Annotated in this window: 17 protein-coding genes and 1 pseudogene; 8 read left to right on the plus strand and 10 right to left on the minus strand. The window is 71.0% G+C overall.

Going from position 1 to position 21,615, the window contains the following annotated elements:
• Nucleotides 1–23: 23 nt before the first annotated feature.
• The 3 genes from ACIRP7_RS28940 (at nt 24) to ACIRP7_RS28950 (ending at nt 3,557) form a co-directional block, all read left to right on the plus strand.
• Entirely contained in the window at nt 24–812 is a 789-nt protein-coding gene (locus tag ACIRP7_RS28940) for an ABC transporter permease (protein WP_403665160.1), read from the plus strand.
• 125 nt (nt 813–937) lie between these two features.
• Nucleotides 938–1,714, plus strand: a complete 777-nt coding sequence (locus ACIRP7_RS28945) for an ABC transporter permease (protein ID WP_403665162.1) — start codon at nt 938–940, stop codon at nt 1,712–1,714.
• 523 nt (nt 1,715–2,237) lie between these two features.
• On the plus strand, nt 2,238–3,557 hold the full coding sequence (locus ACIRP7_RS28950) for a UDP-glucose dehydrogenase family protein (RefSeq protein WP_403665164.1): 1,320 nt from the start codon (nt 2,238–2,240) through the stop codon (nt 3,555–3,557).
• A 713-nt stretch (nt 3,558–4,270) separates the two neighbouring features.
• Here ACIRP7_RS28950 and ACIRP7_RS28955 read toward each other — a convergent pair.
• Nucleotides 4,271–4,369, minus strand: a pseudogene (locus ACIRP7_RS28955) (3-oxoadipate enol-lactone hydrolase); the annotation flags it as partial.
• Nucleotides 4,370–4,517: 148 nt separating this feature from the next.
• A complete protein-coding gene (locus ACIRP7_RS28960; RefSeq protein WP_403665166.1) occupies nt 4,518–4,715 on the minus strand; it encodes a hypothetical protein in 198 nt (65 codons plus the stop codon).
• A 159-nt stretch (nt 4,716–4,874) separates the two neighbouring features.
• Between ACIRP7_RS28960 and ACIRP7_RS28965 the strand changes: the two genes are divergently transcribed.
• Entirely contained in the window at nt 4,875–8,267 is a 3,393-nt protein-coding gene (locus tag ACIRP7_RS28965) for a hypothetical protein (RefSeq protein WP_403665168.1), read from the plus strand.
• A gap of 267 nt (nt 8,268–8,534) precedes the next feature.
• Here the strand turns inward: ACIRP7_RS28965 and ACIRP7_RS28970 are convergent, their stop codons facing one another.
• Nucleotides 8,535–9,023, minus strand: coding sequence for a GNAT family N-acetyltransferase (locus tag ACIRP7_RS28970; RefSeq protein ID WP_403665170.1), 489 nt, complete (start codon nt 9,021–9,023; stop codon nt 8,535–8,537).
• Between the two features lie 158 nt (nt 9,024–9,181).
• Here ACIRP7_RS28970 and ACIRP7_RS28975 point away from each other — a divergent pair, with 158 nt between their 5' ends.
• Nucleotides 9,182–9,352 carry a DUF5670 family protein gene (locus ACIRP7_RS28975; RefSeq protein WP_030933194.1) on the plus strand — a complete coding sequence of 57 codons (171 nt, stop codon included), beginning with the start codon at nt 9,182–9,184 and terminating at the stop codon, nt 9,350–9,352.
• 115 nt (nt 9,353–9,467) lie between these two features.
• Here the strand turns inward: ACIRP7_RS28975 and ACIRP7_RS28980 are convergent, their stop codons facing one another.
• Entirely contained in the window at nt 9,468–9,959 is a 492-nt protein-coding gene (locus tag ACIRP7_RS28980) for a hemerythrin domain-containing protein (RefSeq protein WP_403665172.1), read from the minus strand.
• Nucleotides 9,960–10,170: 211 nt separating this feature from the next.
• Between ACIRP7_RS28980 and ACIRP7_RS28985 the strand changes: the two genes are divergently transcribed.
• Nucleotides 10,171–11,025, plus strand: a complete 855-nt coding sequence (locus ACIRP7_RS28985) for an RNA polymerase sigma factor SigF (RefSeq protein ID WP_403665174.1) — start codon at nt 10,171–10,173, stop codon at nt 11,023–11,025.
• A gap of 166 nt (nt 11,026–11,191) precedes the next feature.
• Here the strand turns inward: ACIRP7_RS28985 and ACIRP7_RS28990 are convergent, their stop codons facing one another.
• Nucleotides 11,192–11,326: a hypothetical protein gene (locus tag ACIRP7_RS28990; protein ID WP_403665176.1), complete on the minus strand. Its 135-nt coding sequence runs from the start codon at nt 11,324–11,326 to the stop codon at nt 11,192–11,194.
• Nucleotides 11,327–11,342: 16 nt separating this feature from the next.
• Nucleotides 11,343–11,756: an ATP-binding protein gene (locus ACIRP7_RS28995; RefSeq protein ID WP_403665178.1), complete on the minus strand. Its 414-nt coding sequence runs from the start codon at nt 11,754–11,756 to the stop codon at nt 11,343–11,345.
• A 264-nt stretch (nt 11,757–12,020) separates the two neighbouring features.
• Here ACIRP7_RS28995 and ACIRP7_RS29000 point away from each other — a divergent pair, with 264 nt between their 5' ends.
• Nucleotides 12,021–12,551 carry a methanogen output domain 1-containing protein gene (locus ACIRP7_RS29000; protein WP_403665180.1) on the plus strand — a complete coding sequence of 177 codons (531 nt, stop codon included), beginning with the start codon at nt 12,021–12,023 and terminating at the stop codon, nt 12,549–12,551.
• Nucleotides 12,548–14,128, plus strand: a complete 1,581-nt coding sequence (locus tag ACIRP7_RS29005; protein WP_403665181.1) for a SpoIIE family protein phosphatase — start codon at nt 12,548–12,550, stop codon at nt 14,126–14,128. The genes ACIRP7_RS29000 and ACIRP7_RS29005 overlap by 4 nt, the downstream gene beginning before the upstream one ends.
• A gap of 1 nt (nt 14,129) precedes the next feature.
• Here the strand turns inward: ACIRP7_RS29005 and ACIRP7_RS29010 are convergent, their stop codons facing one another.
• From ACIRP7_RS29010 to ACIRP7_RS29025, 4 genes are all read right to left on the minus strand, one after another.
• The gene (locus tag ACIRP7_RS29010) at nt 14,130–16,142 is read right to left on the minus strand and encodes an SWIM zinc finger family protein (RefSeq protein ID WP_403665183.1); all 2,013 of its coding nucleotides are present in this window, start codon (nt 16,140–16,142) and stop codon (nt 14,130–14,132) included.
• 710 nt (nt 16,143–16,852) lie between these two features.
• Nucleotides 16,853–19,720 carry an SNF2-related protein gene (locus ACIRP7_RS29015; RefSeq protein WP_403665185.1) on the minus strand — a complete coding sequence of 956 codons (2,868 nt, stop codon included), beginning with the start codon at nt 19,718–19,720 and terminating at the stop codon, nt 16,853–16,855.
• 85 nt (nt 19,721–19,805) lie between these two features.
• Complete coding sequence (locus ACIRP7_RS29020; RefSeq protein WP_403665187.1) at nt 19,806–20,390, minus strand: sugar kinase; 585 nt, start codon at nt 20,388–20,390, stop codon at nt 19,806–19,808.
• A complete protein-coding gene (locus ACIRP7_RS29025; RefSeq protein ID WP_390007587.1) occupies nt 20,387–21,535 on the minus strand; it encodes an ROK family glucokinase in 1,149 nt (382 codons plus the stop codon). The genes ACIRP7_RS29020 and ACIRP7_RS29025 overlap by 4 nt, the downstream gene beginning before the upstream one ends.
• Nucleotides 21,536–21,615 lie beyond the last annotated feature (80 nt).

Genomic DNA, 21,615 nt, shown 5'->3' on the forward strand with positions numbered 1-21,615 from the left:
CACCCGGACGGTCTGCGCGGCGCTTGACCACTATCGCCGGAATCTGCTGGTGCGCGGAGCTCGGACAGCGAGCCCGGGTGGTCAACGCCGCCATCCGCCTGGCTATGCAGCTTTTCGTCGTGTCCTGCTTCTGGCGGGGCTTCTACCAGGCGTCCGGTGGTACACAGAGCATGGCCGCCACCCAAACCGTGAGTTATGCCGTCCTCGCGGTCCTGGTGACTCAGACGGGCGGCATCGACCGGATGTTCTCCCGCGACAGCATGGTCCAGCACCTCCAGCGTGGAACCATCCTCTACTGGCTGGTGCGGCCGATCCCTCCACGCCGCTACTACGCCCTGCGCGCCATCGGTGACCGGGCATACGGCCTGGCGTGGGGAACGATCGGCTACATCGCCTGCCGGTACACCGGCGTCATCGCCGCGCCGGTGAGCGCGTCGACGGCAGTCATCGCATTCGGATCGTTCGCGCTCGGCTGTGTCACGCTTTACTACCTGAATCAGATCTTGGATCTGATTTGCTTCTGGACGATGATGAATACCAATGCGCTGAACATATACCAGTTCGTCATGAGCCTGATGTCCGGCGCCATCGCGCCACTGTGGCTCTTTCCGAAATGGTTTCGCGAGGTGAACGAGCTCTTGCCGTTTCAGAACGTCCTCAATACCCCGCTGTCCGTCTACGTGGGCCGGACATCGGCGAGCGCGGCAGTTCCGCTGATCGGTGTTCAACTGTTGTGGATAGTGATACTCATGACTCTGACTCGGCTGATGTGGCGCCGAGCGGAGTCGAGCACGGCAATTGAGGGGGGATAACCGTGCGCGGGGACGTGAAACAAACGCGGGAGGTTCAGGCTCGACAACTCGCGCATCCCCCTGGCGTCGTGGCACTTGAAGGGCTCCGCCGCCGTAGATTCCACAATCTGCGTCTCACTTGGTGTGTGACGAAGGTGAACTTTCGGGCGAATCTCGAATACCGCGGCGACTTCCTGCTCGCAATCGCGTCCGGGATCATCTGGCAGGCGTCTGTCCTGGTGCTGGCCACGGTGCTGGTCAACCGCTTCCCGAACCTGGCGGGATGGACGAAGGGCGAGGTCCTCCTGGTGGCTGCCATCCGACTGCTCAGCCACAGCCTGTACGTCGCCGGATTCAATTCGCTCGCAGCTCTTCCCCGCATCGTCCAGGAAGGGAAGATCGATACGTTCATGCTGCGCCCGCTTTCAGTCTACCGGCAGATCCTTTTGGACAAGCTATTCCTCAACGCCATCGGTGACCTGGTCGTGGCGATCACACTGTTCACCATGGCTATGCCTGAGATGCATGTGCACTGGACGGCCCCGCGAATCGGCTACCTGATTTTGGCCATCATCGGAGGCGTGTTCCTGGAGGCGTCCCTGCATACCGTTATCGCCTGTTTCGCACTGCGTTCGATATCAACGATTCCTTGGTCCCAGTGGGTCGACGAGCTTCTCGCTACTTTTGGAAGTTATCCGCTTAAGATCTTTCCGATGAATGTACAACTATTGCTCACCTTCTGTATTCCGATAGCGTTCATTGGTTATGTCCCGGCGGCTGAGCTGGCCGACAAGACAGCGGAACTCCCTTTTTCGCCCTGGCTGGCGACGATCGCGCCGCTCGTCGGGATCCTCGCCTTCGCGGCCGCCAGATCCCTTTTCTCCGTTAGCCTGCGGAAATACACTGGTGCGGGAAGCATCTGATGTCGGCAGATTTAGACTTCATTGGAAAAGTACAGTCATTTGTCACGAGCCGTGGGACCATCTGCCAGGAATTGACGGTCCGGTTCACCGTCGGCGACCCGATCCGCTCCCGGAACCGGGTGCTGCCCCGGATCCGCGTCGGGCTAGTGGCGTCGTCACCCACCGCTGGGCCCGGGTTCCTACTGCTCGGCAGCTGCTCGAGGTGGAGGATTGCCGGCCAGCCCGGGCTACCGCGGTTCTCGTGCCCCGGCGCGGAGTTGCCCGCCCGGTGGCTCCGGCGTTCCTCGGGGGCCGTGCCGACTTCTGGATGTCTCCGGCGAGGTGGTTGTGCCGGTGACGGAGTTCCTGAAGGACGAGTCACTCTGCTCCGGCCGAGGACGTCGATCTCCGGTTCTCCGCCCACGAGTTCCCGGGCATCCTCGCGACCCGCCAGTCATCCGCATCGACATCCATCGCTGTGCGGCCGCTCGGCCCGTCTTGCACCCCGCCGCCAAGCGGCCTCATTGGAAGGGACACCTCGTTCATGAAGCTCACCGTCATCGGCTGCGGATACCTCGGCGCCACCCACGCCGCCTGCATGGCCGAGCTTGGCCACGAGGTCCTCGGCATGGACTCCGACGTCGACAAGGTCCACGTCCTCAACACGGGCAAGGCCCCCTTCCACGAGCGCGACCTCGACGACCTCCTCGCCAGGCACACCGCCAGCGGCCAACTCCGGTTCACCGCCTCCTACTCAGAGGCCGCCGGCTTCGGCGACCTGCACTTCATCGGGGTCGGCACCCCACAACAGCCTGGCGCACACGCCTACGACCTCAGCCACCTCTTCACTGCGGTCCGTCAGCTCGCGCCCCACCTGACGCGCCGGGCCGTCGTCGCGGTGAAGTCGACCGTCCCGGTCGGCACGGCTCCTCGTATCCGTGATCTGCTGCACGAGTACGCCCCCGCCGGGGACGCAGTCGAGGTTGCGTGGAATCCCGAGTTTCTGCGCGAGGCCCGCGCGATTGAGGACACCGTCCGGCCCGACCGCCTCGTCCTCGGCTTCGAGAAGGAGGGGTCCTGGGCCGAAGCCGTACTCCGGGAGTGCTTCGAGAAGATCACCGAAGCGGGAACACCGACGATCGCCACCGACTGGGCCACCGCTGAACTCGCCAAGACCTCCGCGAACGCCTTCCTCGCCACAAAGATCTCCTTCATAAACGCCATCGCCGAGGTCTGCGAAGCCTCCGGCGCCGATGTCACCCAGCTCGCCGAGATCCTCGGCCACGATGTCCGCATCGGCCGCGCCGGCATGCGGCCCGGCCTCGGCTTCGGCGGCGGCTGCCTGCCCAAGGACATCCGCGGCTTCATGGCTAGTGCCGGAGAACTCGGCGCCGACCAGGCTCTGACGATCCTCCGCGAGGTAGACGCGATCAACAACCGGCGCCGCGAACGCGTGGTCACCCTCGCCCGCGAACAACTCGACGGCGACCTCGCCGGCCGGCGCATCACCGTCTGGGGCGCCGCCTTCAAGCCCGAGACCGACGACATCCGCGACTCGCCCGCCCTGGCCGTGGCACAGAGACTCCACGAGCTGGGTGCGACCGTCACCGTCACCGATCCCAAGGCCCTGGACAACGCCCGCAAGGCACACCCCGAACTCGGTTACGTCGAGGACCCGATCGCCGCCGCCCAGGACGCCGACCTGCTTCTGCACCTGACCGAATGGCCGGAGTTCTCCCGCATCGACCCGCTCCGGCTCGCCAGCCGGGTGGCGAGCACGAAGGCCGTTGACGGCCGCGGCACTCTCGACCCCCGCTGCTGGCGCGAAGCCGGATGGACCCTCCGTGCCCTCGGCCGCCCCTGACCGCGACCGCCGCCAACGCCTCCTTCAGGGGCTGGGAGAAAATCACGTGCCGCAAGATCGTCCAGAAATACCGTGTGTTGCCGACACCTATCGACATGTCCACCCCGACGTTGAGCCGCTCTTTCATGTCGTCGGGCGAACCCAAGCCCTGCTCCGCGCAGAACCGGCTGCCTGGTGTCTCGGCGCTGGTCATCGATGACGAGGGGCGGGAGTGTAAGACGTTCGGTCTGGCCCGTAGTCGGTGGTGACGCTGGGTGTCTGTTAGGGCAGGAGGATGCGGTAGCGGAGGAAGTCGAATCTGGCGCGTCCGTGCATAAGCCTCGTGATCCCCTTGGTGCGAGTGTTGACACCTTCGGTGCGGCCGTTGTGAGCTACCGGTACCGGCCGGCTGCGGGTACAGCGTGAGGATCTCGCAACATGAACGACCGCTGCCCCTCACGCTGTGGCTGTGCCGGAGCATCCACAGATACGCGCGCCTCGGCAATCAGACGACGGGGCTTCCTCGGGTGCCGGGGAAGGGATCGGAGGACAGGGCCTGATCCACACCCCCCTGGCACAATGGGCTGACCCCCGCCCAAACACACGAACGGGGGTCAGCATCTGTCACGTCCGTGTCACCAACACCGTTGACGCGCCTGGACGGGAAGATCCCAACTCGGTCAAACGCTCCTGATCTGGACCAGGTGGACCCCAGAAGACGGTTCCGCCTACCTGTGCCATGTGGTACCCAGTGAGGGACCGAGGATCAGGACGGGAGCCTCTTCTGGCCCGTCAAAGCGGTATTGCAGGGTGTTCGGTGGTGTCTCGCTCATTCGTCTGAGCCTCTCATCTGTCACGACGGCCCCTATGAGCGGGGTCCTGACTGCAGCTGCCCGACCATGTTGACTCGCTCACGGATGCCGGCGATGACTCCCGTCGTCACCGGGCTGCGTTCATTGAGGCTCGCCCGTGCCAGGCGGGCTACCAGAAGAGCGCGGCCTGGTACACGACCCCGTACAGCGCCCAGGAGCGGCCCAGCGGTGCGTCCGGCTGCCAGTGCGGCGGGGCGGGACCGCCTCTCAACACCAACTCTCTTGCACAGGTGTGCAGTCGGACCTCGACGCCGGCTTCGCACAGCAGCGCCACGCTCTCCTGCGCAGACTGTCCGGCGCCCACCACGACGACATCCGTCCGCGGAGAGCCGCACGTTGGCACACGACCGGCCGGCGGAGTTGCTGACCGAGCCCGCGCAGACAGCCGCACAGCCTGCGGCACGACGACCACCGCCCCGCCGAAATCTGCAGGCGTCACCCGCGCCCGCCAGGCAGAATCGCCCTCATGTCCCAGCGTGTCGAACACCTGCTCATGGCCGTCGACCGGCTCTCCTACCCGCACCGCATGCGTGAGCTGGCCTCCGCTGCCCGGCGCGCCGCGGCGATGGGGGCGGTCGACGAGCTTGTGACCGGGCTGGCCGCCCACGGCGTCCACGGGCGGCGGCTCGCCGCCACCGTGGCGGACATGGGGCGCCACGACGCGTATCTGGAGGGCTGCCTCGCCGACCCCGACCGCCTCGTCCGCGCCCACGCGATCAGGGCGCTGCGGCAGGGGCGGCTCACGGACTCCACCGTGATCGAGGCCATCGAGGACGCACCCGCCGCCGTGCGGCAGCAGCTCGTGCACGCCATCGCCGTGGCGGGGCGTACGGGTCTCGCCGAGGCGCTGGTCGAGCCGACGTACCGGCGGTGGGGCGCCGCGGCCGCCGCGGAACTGCTCACCGCCTGCACGGCGGAGACCGCCGCCCGGCTGCTGCCCCGCCTGTTCCGCGGACTGAGCTCCTACCGGCTGCTCGCCGCCCGCCATCCCGCTCTGCTGCTCGCCGAGATGGAGCGGCAGCTCGACACCCTCCCCGCCGTCGTACGGGACGGCTGGCTGGCGTCACACGCGGACGCGCTCGCGCTCCTCGCCGAACGGGATCCGCTCGGCGTGCTGGCTGTGCTCGAGCGTTACGAGACGCTGCCGATGCCTGTGGACCGCAAGCTGCACCTCCTGGTCGAGGCGGATCCCGGCCGCACGGTGCGACTGCTGCTACGCCCGAAGCTGCGGTCCCGGCTGAACAGCGGCCACCTCGAACCCGCCGTGCTGCGCCGCCTCGTCCGCCACGCCCCGGCGGAACTCACCGAACTCGCCCGCGCCTGGAACGACAACGCAGCCGCTCTCGCCCGGCTGCTGGCCTGCCTGCCGCCCTCCCGCCGCTGCGCCCTGTTCGACGCGGCGATGGAGGGCAAGGACCTCGCCCACGCGGACCTCAGCCCCGCCCTGCTCGACGTACTGCCGTACGAGCGGCGCACTGCCGAGGCTCGGCGGATGGCGACGCTGGCCCGCGGCAGGGGCGCGCACTGGACGCAGATACTGACGGCAGCCTCCTATCTGCCGCCGGACGAGGTCCGTGACGACCTTCTCACCGCCGTCCGCCGCTCCGCCGCGGACGACCGCGCCACGGCGTACCCACTGCTCGTCCGCAACGCAGCACGCTCCCGCGACCCACAGGAAGTGAGCCGGTTGCTGCGTGCGCTGCTGCGGCTGCGCAATGAACAGGACCCGGTCCGCAGCGCGGCCCTCTCCGCACTGGCGGAGGTGCGCCCTTCGCTGTTCGCGGAGGACGCCGCCGAGGACCTCGGACGAATCGCCATCGACGCCGTCGAAGCCCGCGACTCCTCCTGGAGCACCCGTCACGCGCTCAGCACGCTCGCCCTGTCCGTGCTGCGCGAGCATGCCGTCACGGGCGGCACGCGGCTCATCGGCTGGGCCCTCGACACCCTCACCCGGCTGTCCGGCCACACCGGCGGCGTGAACGTCGGCCGCCTCGACACCGTGCTGCGGCGCGGCCAGGAGTACGAGGTGCTGGCGGCGCTACGGCCGTGGCTGGAGGCCGCGACCGACAAGGCCGACTACTCGCTCGTCTTCGCACTCGTACGGGCACTCGGGCGGCGCGCGTGGGGGATGGCCGAACTCCAGGAGTACCTGTGGCAGGCCGTCCAGTTCGGAAACGACGCGTCCGTCCGCACCGCCGTCGACCTCTGGATGGAGCGGCCGAAGGGGCGCGACGAGCGGGTGGAGCGGATCGTGCGGCTGGAGCCGTCCGCCGCCGTGCTGCCGTCCGTTCTCAGAGTCCTGACGGAGCGGCGTACGGACCTGCTCGACCCGGTGCTGGCGGACACCCCACCGTACGGCCGCTTCCTGACCGCCCGCAGCCACTGGACGCCACCCACCCACCGGGCCCACCGCTGGGTACCGCGCCAGCAGCGGGCGACGGCGGAGCTGCTCGCGCGCACAGCGGGCGACGCGGGACAGCCGGTGCATGTGCGCGTCCAGGCCCTCTCGGCGGCGGCAGTGATCCCGGAGGCGGGCCTGGAAGTCGTCCGCCGCTACACGGGATCGTCGGACGTCCCGCTGGCGGAGGCGGCCCTCGGCGCACTGCCGTGGACCGACCGCCCCGACGAGGTGCTGCCGCTGCTGCTGGAGCACGCGGGCGGCGACCGCGCCCGGGTCGCGGTCTACGCGGCGACGCGGGCCGCGCAGTACGTCGCGCCGTCGCGGCTCGCCACGGAGCTCCGCAGGCTGCTCACGCCGAAGGACCCGCGGACGGTGAAGGTCACCAGCCGCAAGGAGGCGGTGCGCCTCGCGGCGACGATGCTGCCCCCGGCGCAGGCGGCTCCGCTGCTGCGGGAAGCATTCGAGCTGCCCGGGCAGCACCACGACGTGCAGTCGGTGTGCGTCGCGTTTGCCCAGGGGATGCTGGCGGAGCCGGCCGGCTGGCCCATGCTGGAGTCGGCCGCGCAGGGACGCACGGAGCTCCGCCGGGAGCTGGCACGGGCGGCCGTGGCCGAGGTGGACGAGGAGCATCGGACCAGGTACGCAGGGCTGCTGCAGCGCGCCTGCGAGCCGCTCGAACCGGAAACGGCTGCGGCGCTGTTCCCAGCTCTGGCGGAATGGGCACCGTGGCAGCCGGAGATCGCCGAGATGCTGGTGGCCGCCACCACGGACCTTGCCGATCGGGCGGTGTGGGCGATGGCCGGGCAGGAGTTGGTGGAGCTGGCGGCGGACGACGACGGCCCGTACCTTCGGGCCCTGCGGGCGATGCTGGAAGCCACAGGAGAACCGGACCAGCCCGACGCCGAGCCCGAACGCGACCAGCCGGCCCGGCAGCGGGCCGCGAGCCTGCTGCACCACCTCCTGCTCCACCATCGCTACCGGGGCGGGGGCCGGCCGGCGGCGGACGTGCTGCTGCGCGCCGCCGACACCGCCGCCGGGCACGAGGATCTCGCGCGCTCCGTCGCCGAACTCCGGCTGTACGCCCTCGAACTGGACAAGGACGCCACCGCGCTGTCGGCGGGCCTGCGCCGATTGGCTGCCGACTGCGAAGGACGTCCGCTGCTCGCCCGGGACATCGCCGAAGGGCTCAGCTCGCGGCTCGGCGCGATCAGCGGCCCCGCGCCGGACGCGTGGTGGGAGACCGCCCGCACGCTGGGTGCGGAACCTGGCCTGGCCCAGGGCCTGTTCGCCATCAGGCTCACCGTCTCCGGCGGCAACCGCTCTCGGTGGACGGAGCCGTGGCGCGGCCGGCTCCGCACCCTGCGCCGGCACGCACACCCCGACGTCCGCGCGTCGGCACGCGAGACGGTCACGGCACGGGAGGCGCCGCCGTCGGTCCCAGGGACGATCCAGTGGTGACCGGGGCCCGCTCGGTGGCGCCGGGCCGGTGACCGCCGGGCCCTGATCGCCCCTGCGTACACCCCCACAACGACCGCATCGATCCCGCACCCGCCCTCGCCGACCCGTCGGCGTGCCGGTCTTCTTTCACCTGGACGACCGTCCGCTGTGGACGTACACGACGAGCACAGCAAGACCGCGTCGCACACCCGAACACAGACCCCGCCGGAGCCGGGCCGACTGCAGCCAAGCTCCTCCGCGGCACCGCGCGGCGGGCCTGCGCGTGCGTCATTCCGGCGGAATGCGAAACTCGAATGTGGGCCGGTCCCACGGCACGGCGGGCGGGTTCGCGAGTGCGGTCCCGATCCGCACTGCACCGACGCTGTGGTAGAAGCCCTCGGCGGGGCGATGCGACACGACCTCGACTCGGTCGAGCCCGGCGGCACGGGCCTCGGACTGCATGTGCGCGACGAGCAGCCGTCCAATACCCCGACCCTGCGCCTCGTCGGCGACGAACAGCAGGTCGAGCTCCGGTGGAGCGAGGACGAGCGAGTAGAACCCGAGGACCCGGCCTTCATACTCGTCGGCGCCGACGGCTACGAAGGCGCGGTGGGCGTCGATGTAGTCAGGACCGACCCGGTAGCCCGCCACTGCGGCTGCGTACTTGCCCTCGTACGCCCCTGAGCCGCGCACGAGCCGTGTGAGCCGTTTGGCATCCCGTGCGACGGCCCTCCGGATGGTGATCGGCCGGCTGATCGGGGAACTGCGTGAACTCATCGGGACAGTATTTCGCACCGGGGAACGCCTTCCCGCGGCGGGTCGACACGGCGCGGAGCAACCGGTTTCAGTGCCCGTGAGAACGGTGAAGAAACCAAGGAAATCGACCGTATGTTCTTGGATTCGCCGGGCACGAGGAGCGACGGAGGTTGATAACTATGGTTCCCCTGCTTCTCGTTCTTCTTCTGGCACTGATCCTCTTCGGCGCGGGCTTCGCGCTGAAGGCACTGTGGTGGATCGCCGTCATCGTCCTGGTCGTCTGGCTGCTGGGCTTCGTGATGCGCTCCGCTGACACAGGCGGCCGCAAGGGACGCTGGTATCGCTGGTAACCCGCCGATCCCGGACATGCCTGGGGCCCCCGGAATACGTTCCGGGGGCCCCAGGCATGTCCGGGATCAGAGCATCCTGCCGGTAGAACGGTCTCGTCACCCGAATGGGTTGCGGTCAGGAGCCGACGATGCGGCGCACGTTGTCCACGGCACCGCAGCCGGCCTTGAGCTGACGCTCGCGCTCTTCCGCGAACGCCTCGCCCAGTTCCTCGCGGCGCTCCATGGCCACGTTCTCGCGTGCTCCGTTGAGGATGGTGCGCTCCTCCTCGTCGGCGTGGTGGGTGACGGCCTGCACGAGTTCTTCCAGCTTCTCGTCCCACTCCTGGGAGCCGACCTGGTCGACCTCCAGCAGCTCCAGAAGTGCCTTGTTGCCCTCCTCGTGCTCCTCCTCGCCGTGTTCCACCTCGTCGTCGTCGATCTTCTTGTAGCGCTTGAGGGCGGGATAGACCTTGGCCTCCTCCGCCAGCGCGTGTGCGATCAGCAGATCGGAGAACTCCCGAAGAGCGGCGCCCCGGTCGGCTTCGACGCTGCGCATCAGACGAAAGAGGTCCTCCATCTTCCGGTGGTCCTGGAGAATGAGTTCAACGACGTCTCGTGTCTCTGCCATGGGTTGAGGCATCACCTTCGTGCGGGGGAAATCTGCCGGAATTTCCCCTACCCCGTCCCGCCTCGTTCATCACGACGACCTGATCGTCGAACGGCGAGCAGAACCACCTTGAGGTGAGTGGAAGGAGTGGGCATGAAGGCGGAAGGAAGGGGTAGACGCGGCTGCGGCAAGCCGAATTGGCCGGTCAGCAGGGCCGACAGGGGAGGGTCACATGATTTCGGATACGGCAGCGACCGCGACGGCGACGGAAGCGCACTGCTCTGCCTTGCCGGAGGTGGCCGACCCGTCGAAGGTCGCTCCGAAGGACGCGCGTGAACTGACCCGCCTGTTCTTCCAGCAGTTGGCCCTCCTGGAGGAGGGCACGCCGGAGTACCAGTACGCGCGCAACACGCTGATCGAGATGAACATTTCTCTGGTCCGCTTCGCGGCTTCCCGGTTCCGCAGCCGGGACGCGGAGGAGATGGAGGACATCGTCCAGGTCGGCGTGATCGGTCTGATCAAGGCCATCGACCGGTTCGAGATCTCCCGGGAGGTGGAGTTCACCTCCTTCTCGATCCCCTACATCGTGGGAGAGATCAAGCGCTTCTTCCGTGACACCACGTGGGCCGTGCACGTTCCGCGACGGCTGCAGGAGGCCCGCGTCCAGCTGGCCCGAGCCACCGAGGAGCTGAGCAGCCGCCTGGGCCGCACACCCACCGTGGCCGAACTGGCCCAGCTGATGAACCTGGACGAGGAGGAGGTCATCGAGGCACGTCTGGCCTCCAACGGCTACCGCTCCTCCTCCCTGGACGCCGCCATCAACAACAGCGAGGACGGCGAGACGGCCCTGGCCGACTTCATCGGCAACGAGGACGGCGCACTGGAACTGGTCGAGGACTTCCACGCCCTGGCTCCGATGATCGCCGCCCTCGACGAGCGCTCGCGCAAGATCCTGCACTGGAGGTTCGTGGACGAACTGACCCAGGCCCAGATCGGCGAACGACTCGGCGTCTCCCAGATGCACGTCTCCCGACTCCTGTCACGCACCCTGGCCCAGCTGCGCGAGGGCATGCTCACCACCCACTGACCCGCCGCATCACACACGACGCCTTCGCTGTCGTGAAGCGGCCACCGCCCGGTGCGGTCACGCCACCCAGCGTGCCCCCGGCAGGACCGTGCGGCGGGAGTGCCCCGACGGGAGCCGCGGCGTAGAAGTGGCCCCCATCGGCCGGAGAGTGGCCGCCCGCGCGCGGTTACAGGCTGAGGTGGAAGCGCACCGTCGTGCCGGCGTCGCCGGTGTGCATGTGCACCGGATCGGACACGTAGTGGACCAGCATCAGGCCGCCCCGGCCGCCCGCCTGCCCGCACTCGGCAGGGCCTGTCCGCACCGCGGAAGAGGCCCGCTCAGGCGAGGGTGAGCTCGGCCCAGACCGTCTTGCCGGGGTGGCGCGGAGTGACGCCCCAGCGGTGGGAGAGTCGTTCGAGGAGCTGCATGCCGAAGCCGCCGGGCTCGGTGTTCGTGGTGGCGCATACGCGCGGCCGACGGTCGCCGTGATCGCTGACCGCGATGCGCAGCAGCCGACCGTTCCAGGTGAGCCGGATCACCGGTGAACCGGCGCCGTGGCGGATGGCGTTGGTGATCAGTTCCGAGACGAGCAGTTCGGCGGTCTGCATCATCCGGTGCCGGCGCAGCGGGCCGCCGAAACCCTCCACGCACTCGCGGACCCAGTGCCGGGCGGCCCCGATGCTCGCTGTGACCGCGGGGAAGCGTGACTCGCGGGATGGGATGGTCGGTTCGCTGTCCAGTTCGCTGTCCACGCGGTCCTCCAGCGGGGTAGCCCTGCGCCGTCGCCGACTGGCGCAGTGCACAGCCAGTGGCATCCGTCCTCCGGGTTACCGCTGCCCGCCCGGTGAACCATCTGTCGCTGCCGGATGACCGGCAGATCCTGTGAAGGCTTGTACACCGCTGTCGACGGGACTGGTGGTGGCGGCCTGGAGGGCGCTGGCAGAATCATCCCGTCACACCGAACGGGGCCACGCCGGTCGCGCTGCCGCCGTGGTCCGAGAACCGAGGGAGCCGACATGGAACAGGTTTCGGATGTGGAGCTTCCACTGGACCGTGATGTGTTCCTGCGGACCTTGGTGCGTGAGCTGGCGACATCGCTGGAGTCGGTGATCGGTCTGGAGGAGGCGTCCGGCTACGTCAGCCTCGTGGGACAGGCCGTCGGCACCCAGATCGACGAGATGTACCTCAAGGCGCTGGGAGCCGACCGGCTCACAGGCGAGCAGGTCGCCGAGGCACTCGTAGACCTCAAGCGCCGTATCAACGGTGACTTCTACGTCATCGAGCACGACGAGACGAAGATCGTGCTGGGCAACCGGGTGTGCCCGTTCGCGGAGAAGGTGGTGGGCCGCGAGTCGATGTGCATGATGACGTCCAACGTCTTCGGCACCATCGCCGCCCGCAATCTGGGCTATGCGCGCGTGGAGCTGGAGGAGACCATCGCGCGCGGCGACGCGGGCTGCCGCGTGGTGGTGCATCTGATCCCCGACGTGGACATCGAGACGGTGAACGGCCGTGAGTACTTCGACGACCGGGCTGTGGCTCCATGACCCTTGGCCTCTTCCGGGCCATCACCAAACCGCTGCCCCACGCGGTGCTGCTCTGCGGGGCAGACGGCCGCGTGCTGGCTGCCAACCCGGCGGCGATCCGCTCCGACGACAGGCTGTGCCCGGGTGCCAGCGTGTTCGATCTACGGCCCGACGACACGCCACGGCTGCGTCAGCAGCTGGGTGTATGGCTGCGCAGCGGCAGCCCCGTGCCCGGCGCGCTGGTTCTCAAGGACGCCGACGGCCGCAAACGACGGTTTCGCTGTCACGGGGCGCGGGCCACCTGGTGGGACGGCCCACAGCCGGCCGTGCAGCTGCACCTCGTCGAGGCCGGCGCCTCCGACCGGTTCGTCGCGCTCAGCCAGCAGGTGGAGGCGCTGAACCGGGAGGTGGCATTCCGCCGTGCCACCGAAGTCGACCGGGCACGGCTGCTGGCCGCCGAACAGGCCGCTCGCGCTCAGTTGCAGCACATGTACGACCTGACCGCCGCCTTGGCCGCCGCCATCACCCTCGCGGAGGTTTCCCGCGTCGTCAGCGAGGTGGCGCCGGCCGCCCTGGGGGCCACCGCGGCGGAGCTCTTCCTGCACTCGGCGCGGCTGGTTCCGCTCCTGCAGCCCGAGGACAACGGCCTTCGGGCCGACGCGGGCGGCTGGACCGACCTGGACCGGCCGTACCACGCGGACGGCTCGCTTCCCCGCGAGGCCGGGGACGCGGTGCCGCTCGCTCTGTCCCTGGAGGCGGACGGCGTCCAGCTGGGCATGCTCGTCGTGCACGGCTCACAGCACTCCACCGTCTCCGCGCACGTGACGGCCGTGGCGCAGCAGATCGCCCAGGCCCTGCGCCGGGCAGGGCTCCACGAGCACGAACACCGGGTCGCCGAACGTCTCCAGCTCAGCCTGCTGCCCCAGCTGCCGCAGCTGTCCGGCCTGGAGACGGCCACCTGCTACGCCCCGGGCAGTGACCTGCTCTCGGTCGGCGGCGACTGGTACGACGTCTACGAGGTGGACGCCGATCACATCGGCCTGAGCATCGGCGACGTCGCCGGCCACGGACTGCACGAAGCGACCGTCATGGCCCAGGTCACCGCGGCCCTGCGCAACATCGTGCCGCGCTGCGGCACCGACCCCGCCGCCGTCCTCGACGAGGTCAACACCTTTCTGGGCCGCTACCACCCGGGGCGGATGGCCACCGCCTGCTACCTGGTCTTCGATCGCCGGACCCGCACCCTGACCTACGCCACCGCCGGCCACCCGCCACCGCTGCTCATCCACGCCGACGGCACCAGCGACTACCTCAACAAGGCCACCTCTCCGCCGCTCGGTCCCATCAGGAACGTCCGCTACCGGCAGGCCGACACCGCCGTGGCCGAGAAGGACACGCTGCTGCTGTACACCGACGGACTGATCGAGCGCCGCCGCGAGGACCTCGCCCTCGGCCTGCAACGGCTCACCGAGTTCGCCCGCACCACCAGCCGCCTGGACATCACCGAGCTGTGCGACCGCTTCCTGCATCACCAGCCCGAGGCGGCCTTCCCCGACGACCGGGCCCTGCTCGGCGTCCGTTTTCCCCCGTCGGTCTGACCTAGAGGTCGGTCGGTGTGCCCAGGCCCGTGAGGGCGCCGACCGGGTCCAGGTCTGGGGTGCCGCGGGGCCACCAGTCGTCGCGGCCCGGTTCGGACTCGTAGGCGTACCACAGGCCGTCGTGGCCGAGGCGGAGCTGGATGTGGCCGCGGGGGTGGGTGAGGTGGTTGCGCCAGGGGCGGAAGGCCGGGAGGTCGGCGGCGAGGAGGAGGGGGCGGGCGCGGTCGAAGCGGCCGGCCGGTGGGTCCCAGGGCTCTTCGAGGACAGTGAGTCCTTCGAGCCCGCCCTGCCGCCAGGCGGCGACCGCGCGGGCCAGGTCGGCCGGAGTGCGGTCGGTGGCCGCGGCGAGGGAGGCATAGAGGGCGCGGGTGCCGGCGGTGAGGCCGGAACCGGGGCGGGCGGCGGCGAGGCGGACCGCGTCCTGCCAGAGGGTGAGTTCGCCGACCGGGTCGCGGCCGGTGCCGAGCAGGGCGTGTGCGCGGGCGGCGGCGTCGGTGGCCAGCTGGTCCAGGGCGAAGGGGTCGGGGCCGCCCGGGGACGCGGGATAGGCCGGGGGCTGCTCGGGATGCGGAGGGATGGGCAGCGGGGCCGGGAGTGGCGGGAGTCGGCGGGGCGCGAGCGCCTCACCGGCCCGTACGCCGGGCAGCGGCGCCGGCTCCTGTTTCTGGGCGGCACGGGCCGCGCGGGCGGCGCTGAGGCGGGACAGGGCGTCGAGCAGCTCGCGTTCGCCACGGCCGCGCAGCAGGAGCAGGACGAAGGGGTCGGCGTCGAGGAGACGTGCGGTCTGGTAGCAGAGGGCGGCGGCATGTTTGCAGGGGTGACCGCGGTCGGGGCAGCTGCACTGCGGTTCGAGATCGCCGGGGCCGGGAAGCAACGGCACTCCGCACTCGGCCAGCGCCTCGGGCATCTCCTTGTCGAGCAGTGCCGCGATGTGCCCCGTCCGGTCGGCGGCGAGGTCCAGGAAGCGGTCCCAGTCGGCGTCGCCGAGCGTCCGCAACCGCACCTGCACGCGGTACGGCCGGGCGCGGCTCCCCTGCACATAGGCGAGCACGAGACCGGGCGTCACGGTGATCGCGTCCACGTTCCCCTGCTCGGCGTAACCGCGGCCCCGCGCGAGTCGCTTGGCGTCCAGCGCGGCCTCCTCCAGCGCGGTGACCCAGGCGTTGCCCCACCAGGTCGCGGCGAACCGGGCGTCCTCGGAAGCGTGGGGAGGGAAGGCCGGGAAGGTGCGCCGGAGCTCGTTGTCCCGGTTGGGGGCGGCCATGGAGTGGGGGTGACGGGGTGCGGACGGGGTGTTCAGGGGGCTGCCGTCAGGAACGTGGCTCCCCGGGAGGGAACTGCCTTGCTGCGTCCGGCCGTTGTCCTCACGCTCCTCCCCCGGCGGGGTCGCGTCGTCGGGCATCCGGAAGACGTCGGCCAGCAACGCTCGTACGTCACGCGCCCGGACGCCGGCGGTGGGACTCGGCGTTCGGTTCCGGGTGGGGGTTGGGGTCGCTGAGGTGCTGCGCGACCGGCGCGCGTGGGCGGCGTCCGCTTCCGCGGCCTCGGCGTCCGCCCGCCTTTTGCGTGCCGCGCGCAGCGCTTCGCGGACCGCATCCGCGGGGCGTGCGCCGGGACGAGCCGCCTCAGCGACGCGTTCCGTGTCTCGGTCAGTGGGCTCGATGGAGGCGGAGGCGGTGGGCGCGGTGGTGGGGGCTGCGGCGTCCGCGTCGGACCGGCCTGTGGCGCCGGTCGCGTCCACAATTGGCTCACACCGGGCCGCGACGGCTTCCGGTAGGGGTGCGCGGGGCTGCGTGGGGGCGACGGAGCCGGAGGCAGCAGCACCGGCGCCCGTCTCGGACCGCCCCGTGACACCCCGCCGCGCCGCGACAGCTTCCCGCAGGGCCGCACGGGCGGCGTCACCTGGCCGGGGCTCGGCCGGGTCGGGCTCGGCCGGGTCGGGCTCGGCCTCGGCGTTCTCGGACACCGTGTCCTGCCCGTCGGCGGTATCCGGCCCGGCGGCGTCCGCGCTCACCCGGCGAGCCGCACCTTCAGCGGCAGCGCGGTCCGCTGCCGTGGCCGCGGCCCGGGCCGCAGAGTTGCCCTCTTCATGCTCCGCGAGGCTGCCGCCGGGAAGGCTCCCCCTTCCCGGCACCGCAGAGCTCCCGGTCGCCCCGGCCGCGCGGCTCTCCGCACCGTGCGCCCCGTCGTGCCCCGTTCCCTTCGCCACCGGGCTGCCGCTCTCCTCGGCCGCGCGCCTCCCCGAGCTCTGCACCGCAGAACTCCCGATCTCCCCAACCGCACAACTCCAGGCGTCGGACGCCACAGAGTCGCCGGCCTCCGACACCGCCGAGGTGTCATCCCCCGCCACCACGAAGCTCCCGGCACCCACCGCCGCGGGATCCCCGGCCTCCCCCACTGCCGGAACGCCACCCCCCTCCACCGCAAAACCCCCCGCACCCACCGCCGCGGGATCCCCGGCCTCCCCCACTGCCGGGCCACCCCCCTCCACCGCAAAACCCCCCGCACCCCACGCTGCCGAATCATCAGCCTCCCGCACCGCCGGGCCACCATCGGCCTCAGCCGTGCGGACCCCCGCACCCGCCTCCGCCGAGGCGTCCACCCGCGCGTCCTCGCCGCTCGCCCCCGTGACCGTCTCCCCGTCCGCGTCTCCCGTCGTTTCCCTCGCCGCCCGCTCCCGTGCCGCCCGCAGGGCACGGCGGGCCTCGTCGGCGGGGCCCGGGGTCATGACGACCTCCTGAGGGAGACCAGGTCGGTCAGTTCGCGGTCGGTCAGTTCGGTGAGGGCGGACTCTCCGGAGCCGAGGATCGCGTCGGCGAGGGCGCGCTTGGATGCGAGCATCTCGGCGATGCGGTCCTCGACGGTGCCCTCGGTGATGAGGCGGTGGACCTGGACGGGCTGGGTCTGGCCGATGCGGTAGGCGCGGTCGGTGGCCTGTTCCTCGACGGCCGGGTTCCACCAGCGGTCGAAGTGGACTACATGGCCCGCGCGGGTGAGGTTGAGGCCGGTGCCCGCCGCCTTCAGCGACAGCACCAGGACCGGGATCGCGCCGCTCTGGAAACGGTCCACCATGCGTTCCCGCTCCGGTACCGGCGTGCCCCCGTGCAGCAGGTCGACCGGGACCGCGCGGGCGGCGAGATGGGCGGTGATGAGGCGGGCCATGCCCACGTACTGGGTGAAGACGATGGCCGAGCCGTCCTCCGCCAGCAGGGTGTCCAACAGCTCGTCCAGCAGGGCCAGTTTGCCGGAGCGGGCGACCAGGCGCTCGCCGGCCGTCGGCGGGACCTCCTCCTTCAGGTACAGCGCGGGATGGTCGCAGATCTGCTTCAGCGCGCCCAGCAACTTCAGCACCAGGCCCCTGCGCGCGATGCCCTGTGCCGTCTCGATCGCCAGCAGCGACTCGCGCACCACCGCCTCGTACAGCGAGGCCTGCTCGCGGGTGAGCGGGACGGGATGGTCCGTCTCCGTCTTGGGCGGCAGTTCGGGGACGATGCCCGGGTCGGACTTCTTGCGGCGCAGGAGGAAGGGCCGCACGAGCCTCGCCAGCCTGGTCACCGCCTCCTGGTCCTCGCCGTTCTCCACCGCGCGCGCGTGCCGGGCGCGGAAGGACTTCAGGGGGCCGAGGAGGCCGGGGGTGGTCCAGTCCAGCAGGGCCCAGAGTTCCGAGAGGTTGTTCTCGACCGGTGTGCCGGTCAGGGCCACGCGCGCGGGCGACGGGATCGTGCGCAGGGCCTTCGCGGTCGCCGAGTACGGGTTCTTCACATGCTGGGCCTCGTCCGCGACGACCATGCCCCAGCGCTGTTCGGCCAGTCTCGTCGCCGCCGCCCGCATGGTGCCGTACGTGGTGAGGACGAAGCCGCCGCCGAGGCAGTCCAGGCTGCGCTCGGTGCCGTGGAAGCGGCGGACGGGGACACCGGGCGCGAACCGGGTGATCTCCCGCTGCCAGTTGCCCAGGAGCGAGGCGGGGCAGACAACCAGGGTCGGCTCCCGGCGCGCGCGACGCAGGTGCAGGGCGATGACGGTGATCGTCTTGCCGAGTCCCATGTCGTCGGCGAGGCAGCCGCCGAGGCCGAGGGAGGTCATGAGGTCCAGCCAGGCCAGACCGCGGAGTTGGTAGTCGCGGAGGGTGGCGTGCAGGCCCGCGGGCGGTTCGGCGGGCTGCACTCCGGTCGTCAGGCGGTCGCGCAGGGCGGCGAGCGCGCCGACCGGGACCGCCTCCACCGTCTCGCCGTCGACCTCCGCGCTGCCGGTCAGGGCCACGGAGAGCGCGTCGACCGGGTCGAGCAGGCCCAGTTCGCGCTTGCGGGCCTTGCGGACAAGGGCGGGGTCCACCAGCACCCACTGGTCCCTGAGGCGTACGACGGGGCGGTGGGCCTCGGCCAGCGTGTCCATCTCGGCCTCGCTGAGCGGGTCGCCGCCTAGCGCCAACTGCCAGCGGAACTGGAGGAGTTCCTCGCTGTCGAAGAAGCCGGTGCCGTCGGTCGCCGAGCCCGGGGCGGGTCGTACGACCGCCGCCGCGGTGAGGTCCTGCGCCAGGTCCCGCGGCCAGTGCACCGCGACTCCGGCCGCGGCGAGCCGGGTCGCGGCCACGCCGAGCAGGTCGCCCAACTCCTCGTCGGACAGGGCCAGTACGTCGGGTACGTCCTGCTCGGAGAGCCGGTCCAGGGGCGGCCAGACCCGTGCGGCGCGGCGCACGGCGAGGGCCGCGTCCACGCGTGCGCGTGGCCCGAAGACGGCGTCGGCGTCCCCCGCCCACAGGGCCGCCGCGTCGGTCACCAGGGTCGGGTCGGCGAGGCTGTGCACCTGGACGATCGCGGCGCCCGCGCTGCGCACACCCCCGGCGTCGGCGTCGAACAGATTGTCCGCCGACAGGTCCAGGCGCAGGGAGATCCGCACGCCCGCGTCCATGCCGGCGGCGACTTCGGCGGCCCAGTCCTGGGCGTGCGGCAGCCGCTGCGGGGCGCGGGCCGCGAAGGGCTTGCCAGAGGCGTAGGGGGCGGCGGGGGTGCGGGGCAGGGCGTCGGCGACCGCGTCCAGGAAGGACCGCATCAGGGCTTCGGGTTCCGGCAGCCGGAGCGGGCCGGGGCCGGGCAGCGGGACCGCGTGACCCTCGGGGGGCAGGGCGGCCGCGACCGCGCGGAGGTGGGCGATGTCGTCCGGGTCCAGGGGGCCGGCCCGCCAGGCGTCGTGGCCGGTGGGGGTGAGTCCGGGCAGGAGACGGCCGCGGGCGGTGAGCCGCAGCGCGTGCAGGGCGACCGCGCCCCAGCAGGCGGTGGCGGGGTGGGCGGCGGGGTCACGCCGGGCCCGGACGAGCAGCGGCAGGGCCGCACCGACCGGGAGCGAGAGGGCGGGAGCGGTCCGGCGCCGGACCGCGGCTCCGTGGGGTCGTACGACGGTGAGTTCGGTGCGCTCGGGGGACGTGGCGTCGGCGTCGGGGCTCTCTGCCGGCAGGGGCTCGCCCGCGGGGTCCCAGAACGCGATCCGGCCCTCTCGGGGGAGGGGCGCGGGCAGGAAGACGGCGGCGAGCCGGACGGGGACGGCCGCGTCCTGTCGCTCACCCCTGCGCTCGGCCACCGCGGCCCTGTCGCTCATACGTCCTGTCACCTCCCGCCCGCACGTCGGATCAGTCGTCTTCGACTCTACGGGCGGGGTCTGACAATCGGCTCCGGCGGCCGCGTCAGGGAACCGTGCGCGAGACGACGTACACCTTCGGGGCGTTCGGCACGGTGAGGTTGACCATGACGTCCTGGGTGGGCGCCGGGTCCTTCTGCGGGTGGGTCAGGCCCCACCAGGAGCGCGGGCCGTCGAACTTCCAGCCGCTGACCTTCTGGTCGCGCTCGCTGATGGAGACGTCGCCCTTCTTCAGCTCGGCGCGGCTGACGCCCATGGCGGTGAGGAAGGCGTCCAGGCCGGCGTCGGTCGTCCGGAACTGGACGTAGAGGCGGCTGGTCTTCCAGTTGTTGGTCTCGTAGGAGGCGACCAGGTCGGCGGGGTGCGGGACCGGCACCTGGTAGAGGCGGCGCTGGACCTTGGACGGCCAGTCGGGCGTGAGGCCCGTCGCGGAGTACTTCGCCTCCTTGTCCTTGCCGCTGTCGCGGCTCTGGTTGGCGGAGATCACCAGATAGCCGGCCGGGACGCCGATGAGCAGACCGATGATGAGCAGCGTGATCGCCCTGCGGCGGATCATGTGGCGGCGGTCCTCGCGGGGACGCTCCGGTTCGTCGGGGGGCGCCGAGGCCTGGTGCGGCAGGGATGCCGTCATGCGGTGTCCCGGGACGTACGGCGGGCCTCCACGTACCGTTCGTAGCGCTCGTGCCGCTCCACCCGGCGCCGGTTGGCGCGCCGGAAGCGACGGGCGACCAGGCGGGCGAGGTCCGCGGCGCCGACCATGCCGGCCTCGGGGCCCAGCTGGGCGCGGGCGATGCGGGCCTCGGGGCGGTAGCCACGGCCGGTGAGCTGGCGCTTGAACGCGTCCCGCGCGGGGCCGATCAGCAGGTCGTCGGCCGCGCTGACGCCGCCGCCGATGACGAAGCAGGACGGGTCGAGGGCGGCCGCGAGGTTGGCGATGCCGACGCCGAGCCACTGGCCGATGTCCTGGAGCAGCTCGATGCACATCGCGTCGCCCTCGCGGGCCAGCTCGGTGATCATCGGGCCGGTGATGTCGCCGATGTTGCCCTTGACGTGCTCGATGATCCCGTACGCCACCGGGGAGTCGGCCGCGGCCAGCTCCCTGGCCTCCCTGACCAGCGCGTTGCCGGAGCTGTACTGCTCCCAGCAGCCGCGGTTGCCGCAGGGGCAGCGGTGCCCGCCGGGGACGACCTGCATGTGGCCGAACTCTCCGGCGACGCCGTACTTGCCGCGCTTGACCTGGCCGTCCTCCAGGATCGCGCCGCCGATGCCGGTGCCGAGCGTGATCATGACGAGGTGGTCCTCGCCACGGCCCGCGCCGAAGCGCCACTCGGCCCAGGCGGCGGTGTTGGCGTCGTTGTCCACCAGGACGGGGACCGCGAGGCGGCCGGCGATGCGGTCCCGCAGCGGTTCGTTGCGCCAGGACAGGTGGGGGGCGAACAGGACGCGGTTGCGGTCGGCGTCGACCCAGCCGGCCGCGCCGATGCCCACCGCGTGCACGTCGTGGCGGTCGGACAGGTCCAGGACCAGTTCGACGATGGTGTCCTCGACGACCTTGGGGCTCTTGGACTTGTCCGGTGTCTCGGTGCGGACCTTCTCCAGGATGTTGCCGTCGGCGTCGACGACACCCGCCATGACCTTGGTGCCGCCGATGTCGATGCCCACCGTCGGCACGCGCGGTGCGGTCAGGTGTGAGCGGCGTTCCCTCGTGCCGACCGTCCGCAGGGCGGGGGCGCGGCGGGAGCCTATGGGGGCGGTGAAGTTGCCGTAGGTGCTCATCGGCCCTGATTCTGCCTCACCGCCGGGCCGGGTGCCGTACAGGGCGGCAAGGGAGCGCGCGCGGGACTTCGATACGGCCC

Source organism: Streptomyces sp. NPDC102270 (assembly GCF_044766405.1).
Lineage (GTDB): Bacteria > Actinomycetota > Actinomycetes > Streptomycetales > Streptomycetaceae > Streptomyces.

What these genes read in the sequence shown, in the direction of transcription:
- ACIRP7_RS29025 (WP_390007587.1), bottom strand. Translation starts at nt 21,535, where the DNA reads ATGAGCACCTACGGCAACTTCACCGCCCCCATAGGCTCCCGCCGCGCC.
- ACIRP7_RS28975 (WP_030933194.1), top strand. Translation starts at nt 9,182, where the DNA reads ATGGTTCCCCTGCTTCTCGTTCTTCTTCTGGCACTGATCCTCTTCGGC.
- ACIRP7_RS29015 (WP_403665185.1), bottom strand. Translation starts at nt 19,720, where the DNA reads ATGAGCGACAGGGCCGCGGTGGCCGAGCGCAGGGGTGAGCGACAGGAC.
- ACIRP7_RS28970 (WP_403665170.1), bottom strand. Translation starts at nt 9,023, where the DNA reads ATGAGTTCACGCAGTTCCCCGATCAGCCGGCCGATCACCATCCGGAGG.
- ACIRP7_RS29005 (WP_403665181.1), top strand. Translation starts at nt 12,548, where the DNA reads ATGACCCTTGGCCTCTTCCGGGCCATCACCAAACCGCTGCCCCACGCG.
- ACIRP7_RS29000 (WP_403665180.1), top strand. Translation starts at nt 12,021, where the DNA reads ATGGAACAGGTTTCGGATGTGGAGCTTCCACTGGACCGTGATGTGTTC.
- ACIRP7_RS28965 (WP_403665168.1), top strand. Translation starts at nt 4,875, where the DNA reads ATGTCCCAGCGTGTCGAACACCTGCTCATGGCCGTCGACCGGCTCTCC.
- ACIRP7_RS28950 (WP_403665164.1), top strand. Translation starts at nt 2,238, where the DNA reads ATGAAGCTCACCGTCATCGGCTGCGGATACCTCGGCGCCACCCACGCC.
- ACIRP7_RS28980 (WP_403665172.1), bottom strand. Translation starts at nt 9,959, where the DNA reads ATGGCAGAGACACGAGACGTCGTTGAACTCATTCTCCAGGACCACCGG.
- ACIRP7_RS28985 (WP_403665174.1), top strand. Translation starts at nt 10,171, where the DNA reads ATGATTTCGGATACGGCAGCGACCGCGACGGCGACGGAAGCGCACTGC.
- ACIRP7_RS29020 (WP_403665187.1), bottom strand. Translation starts at nt 20,390, where the DNA reads ATGACGGCATCCCTGCCGCACCAGGCCTCGGCGCCCCCCGACGAACCG.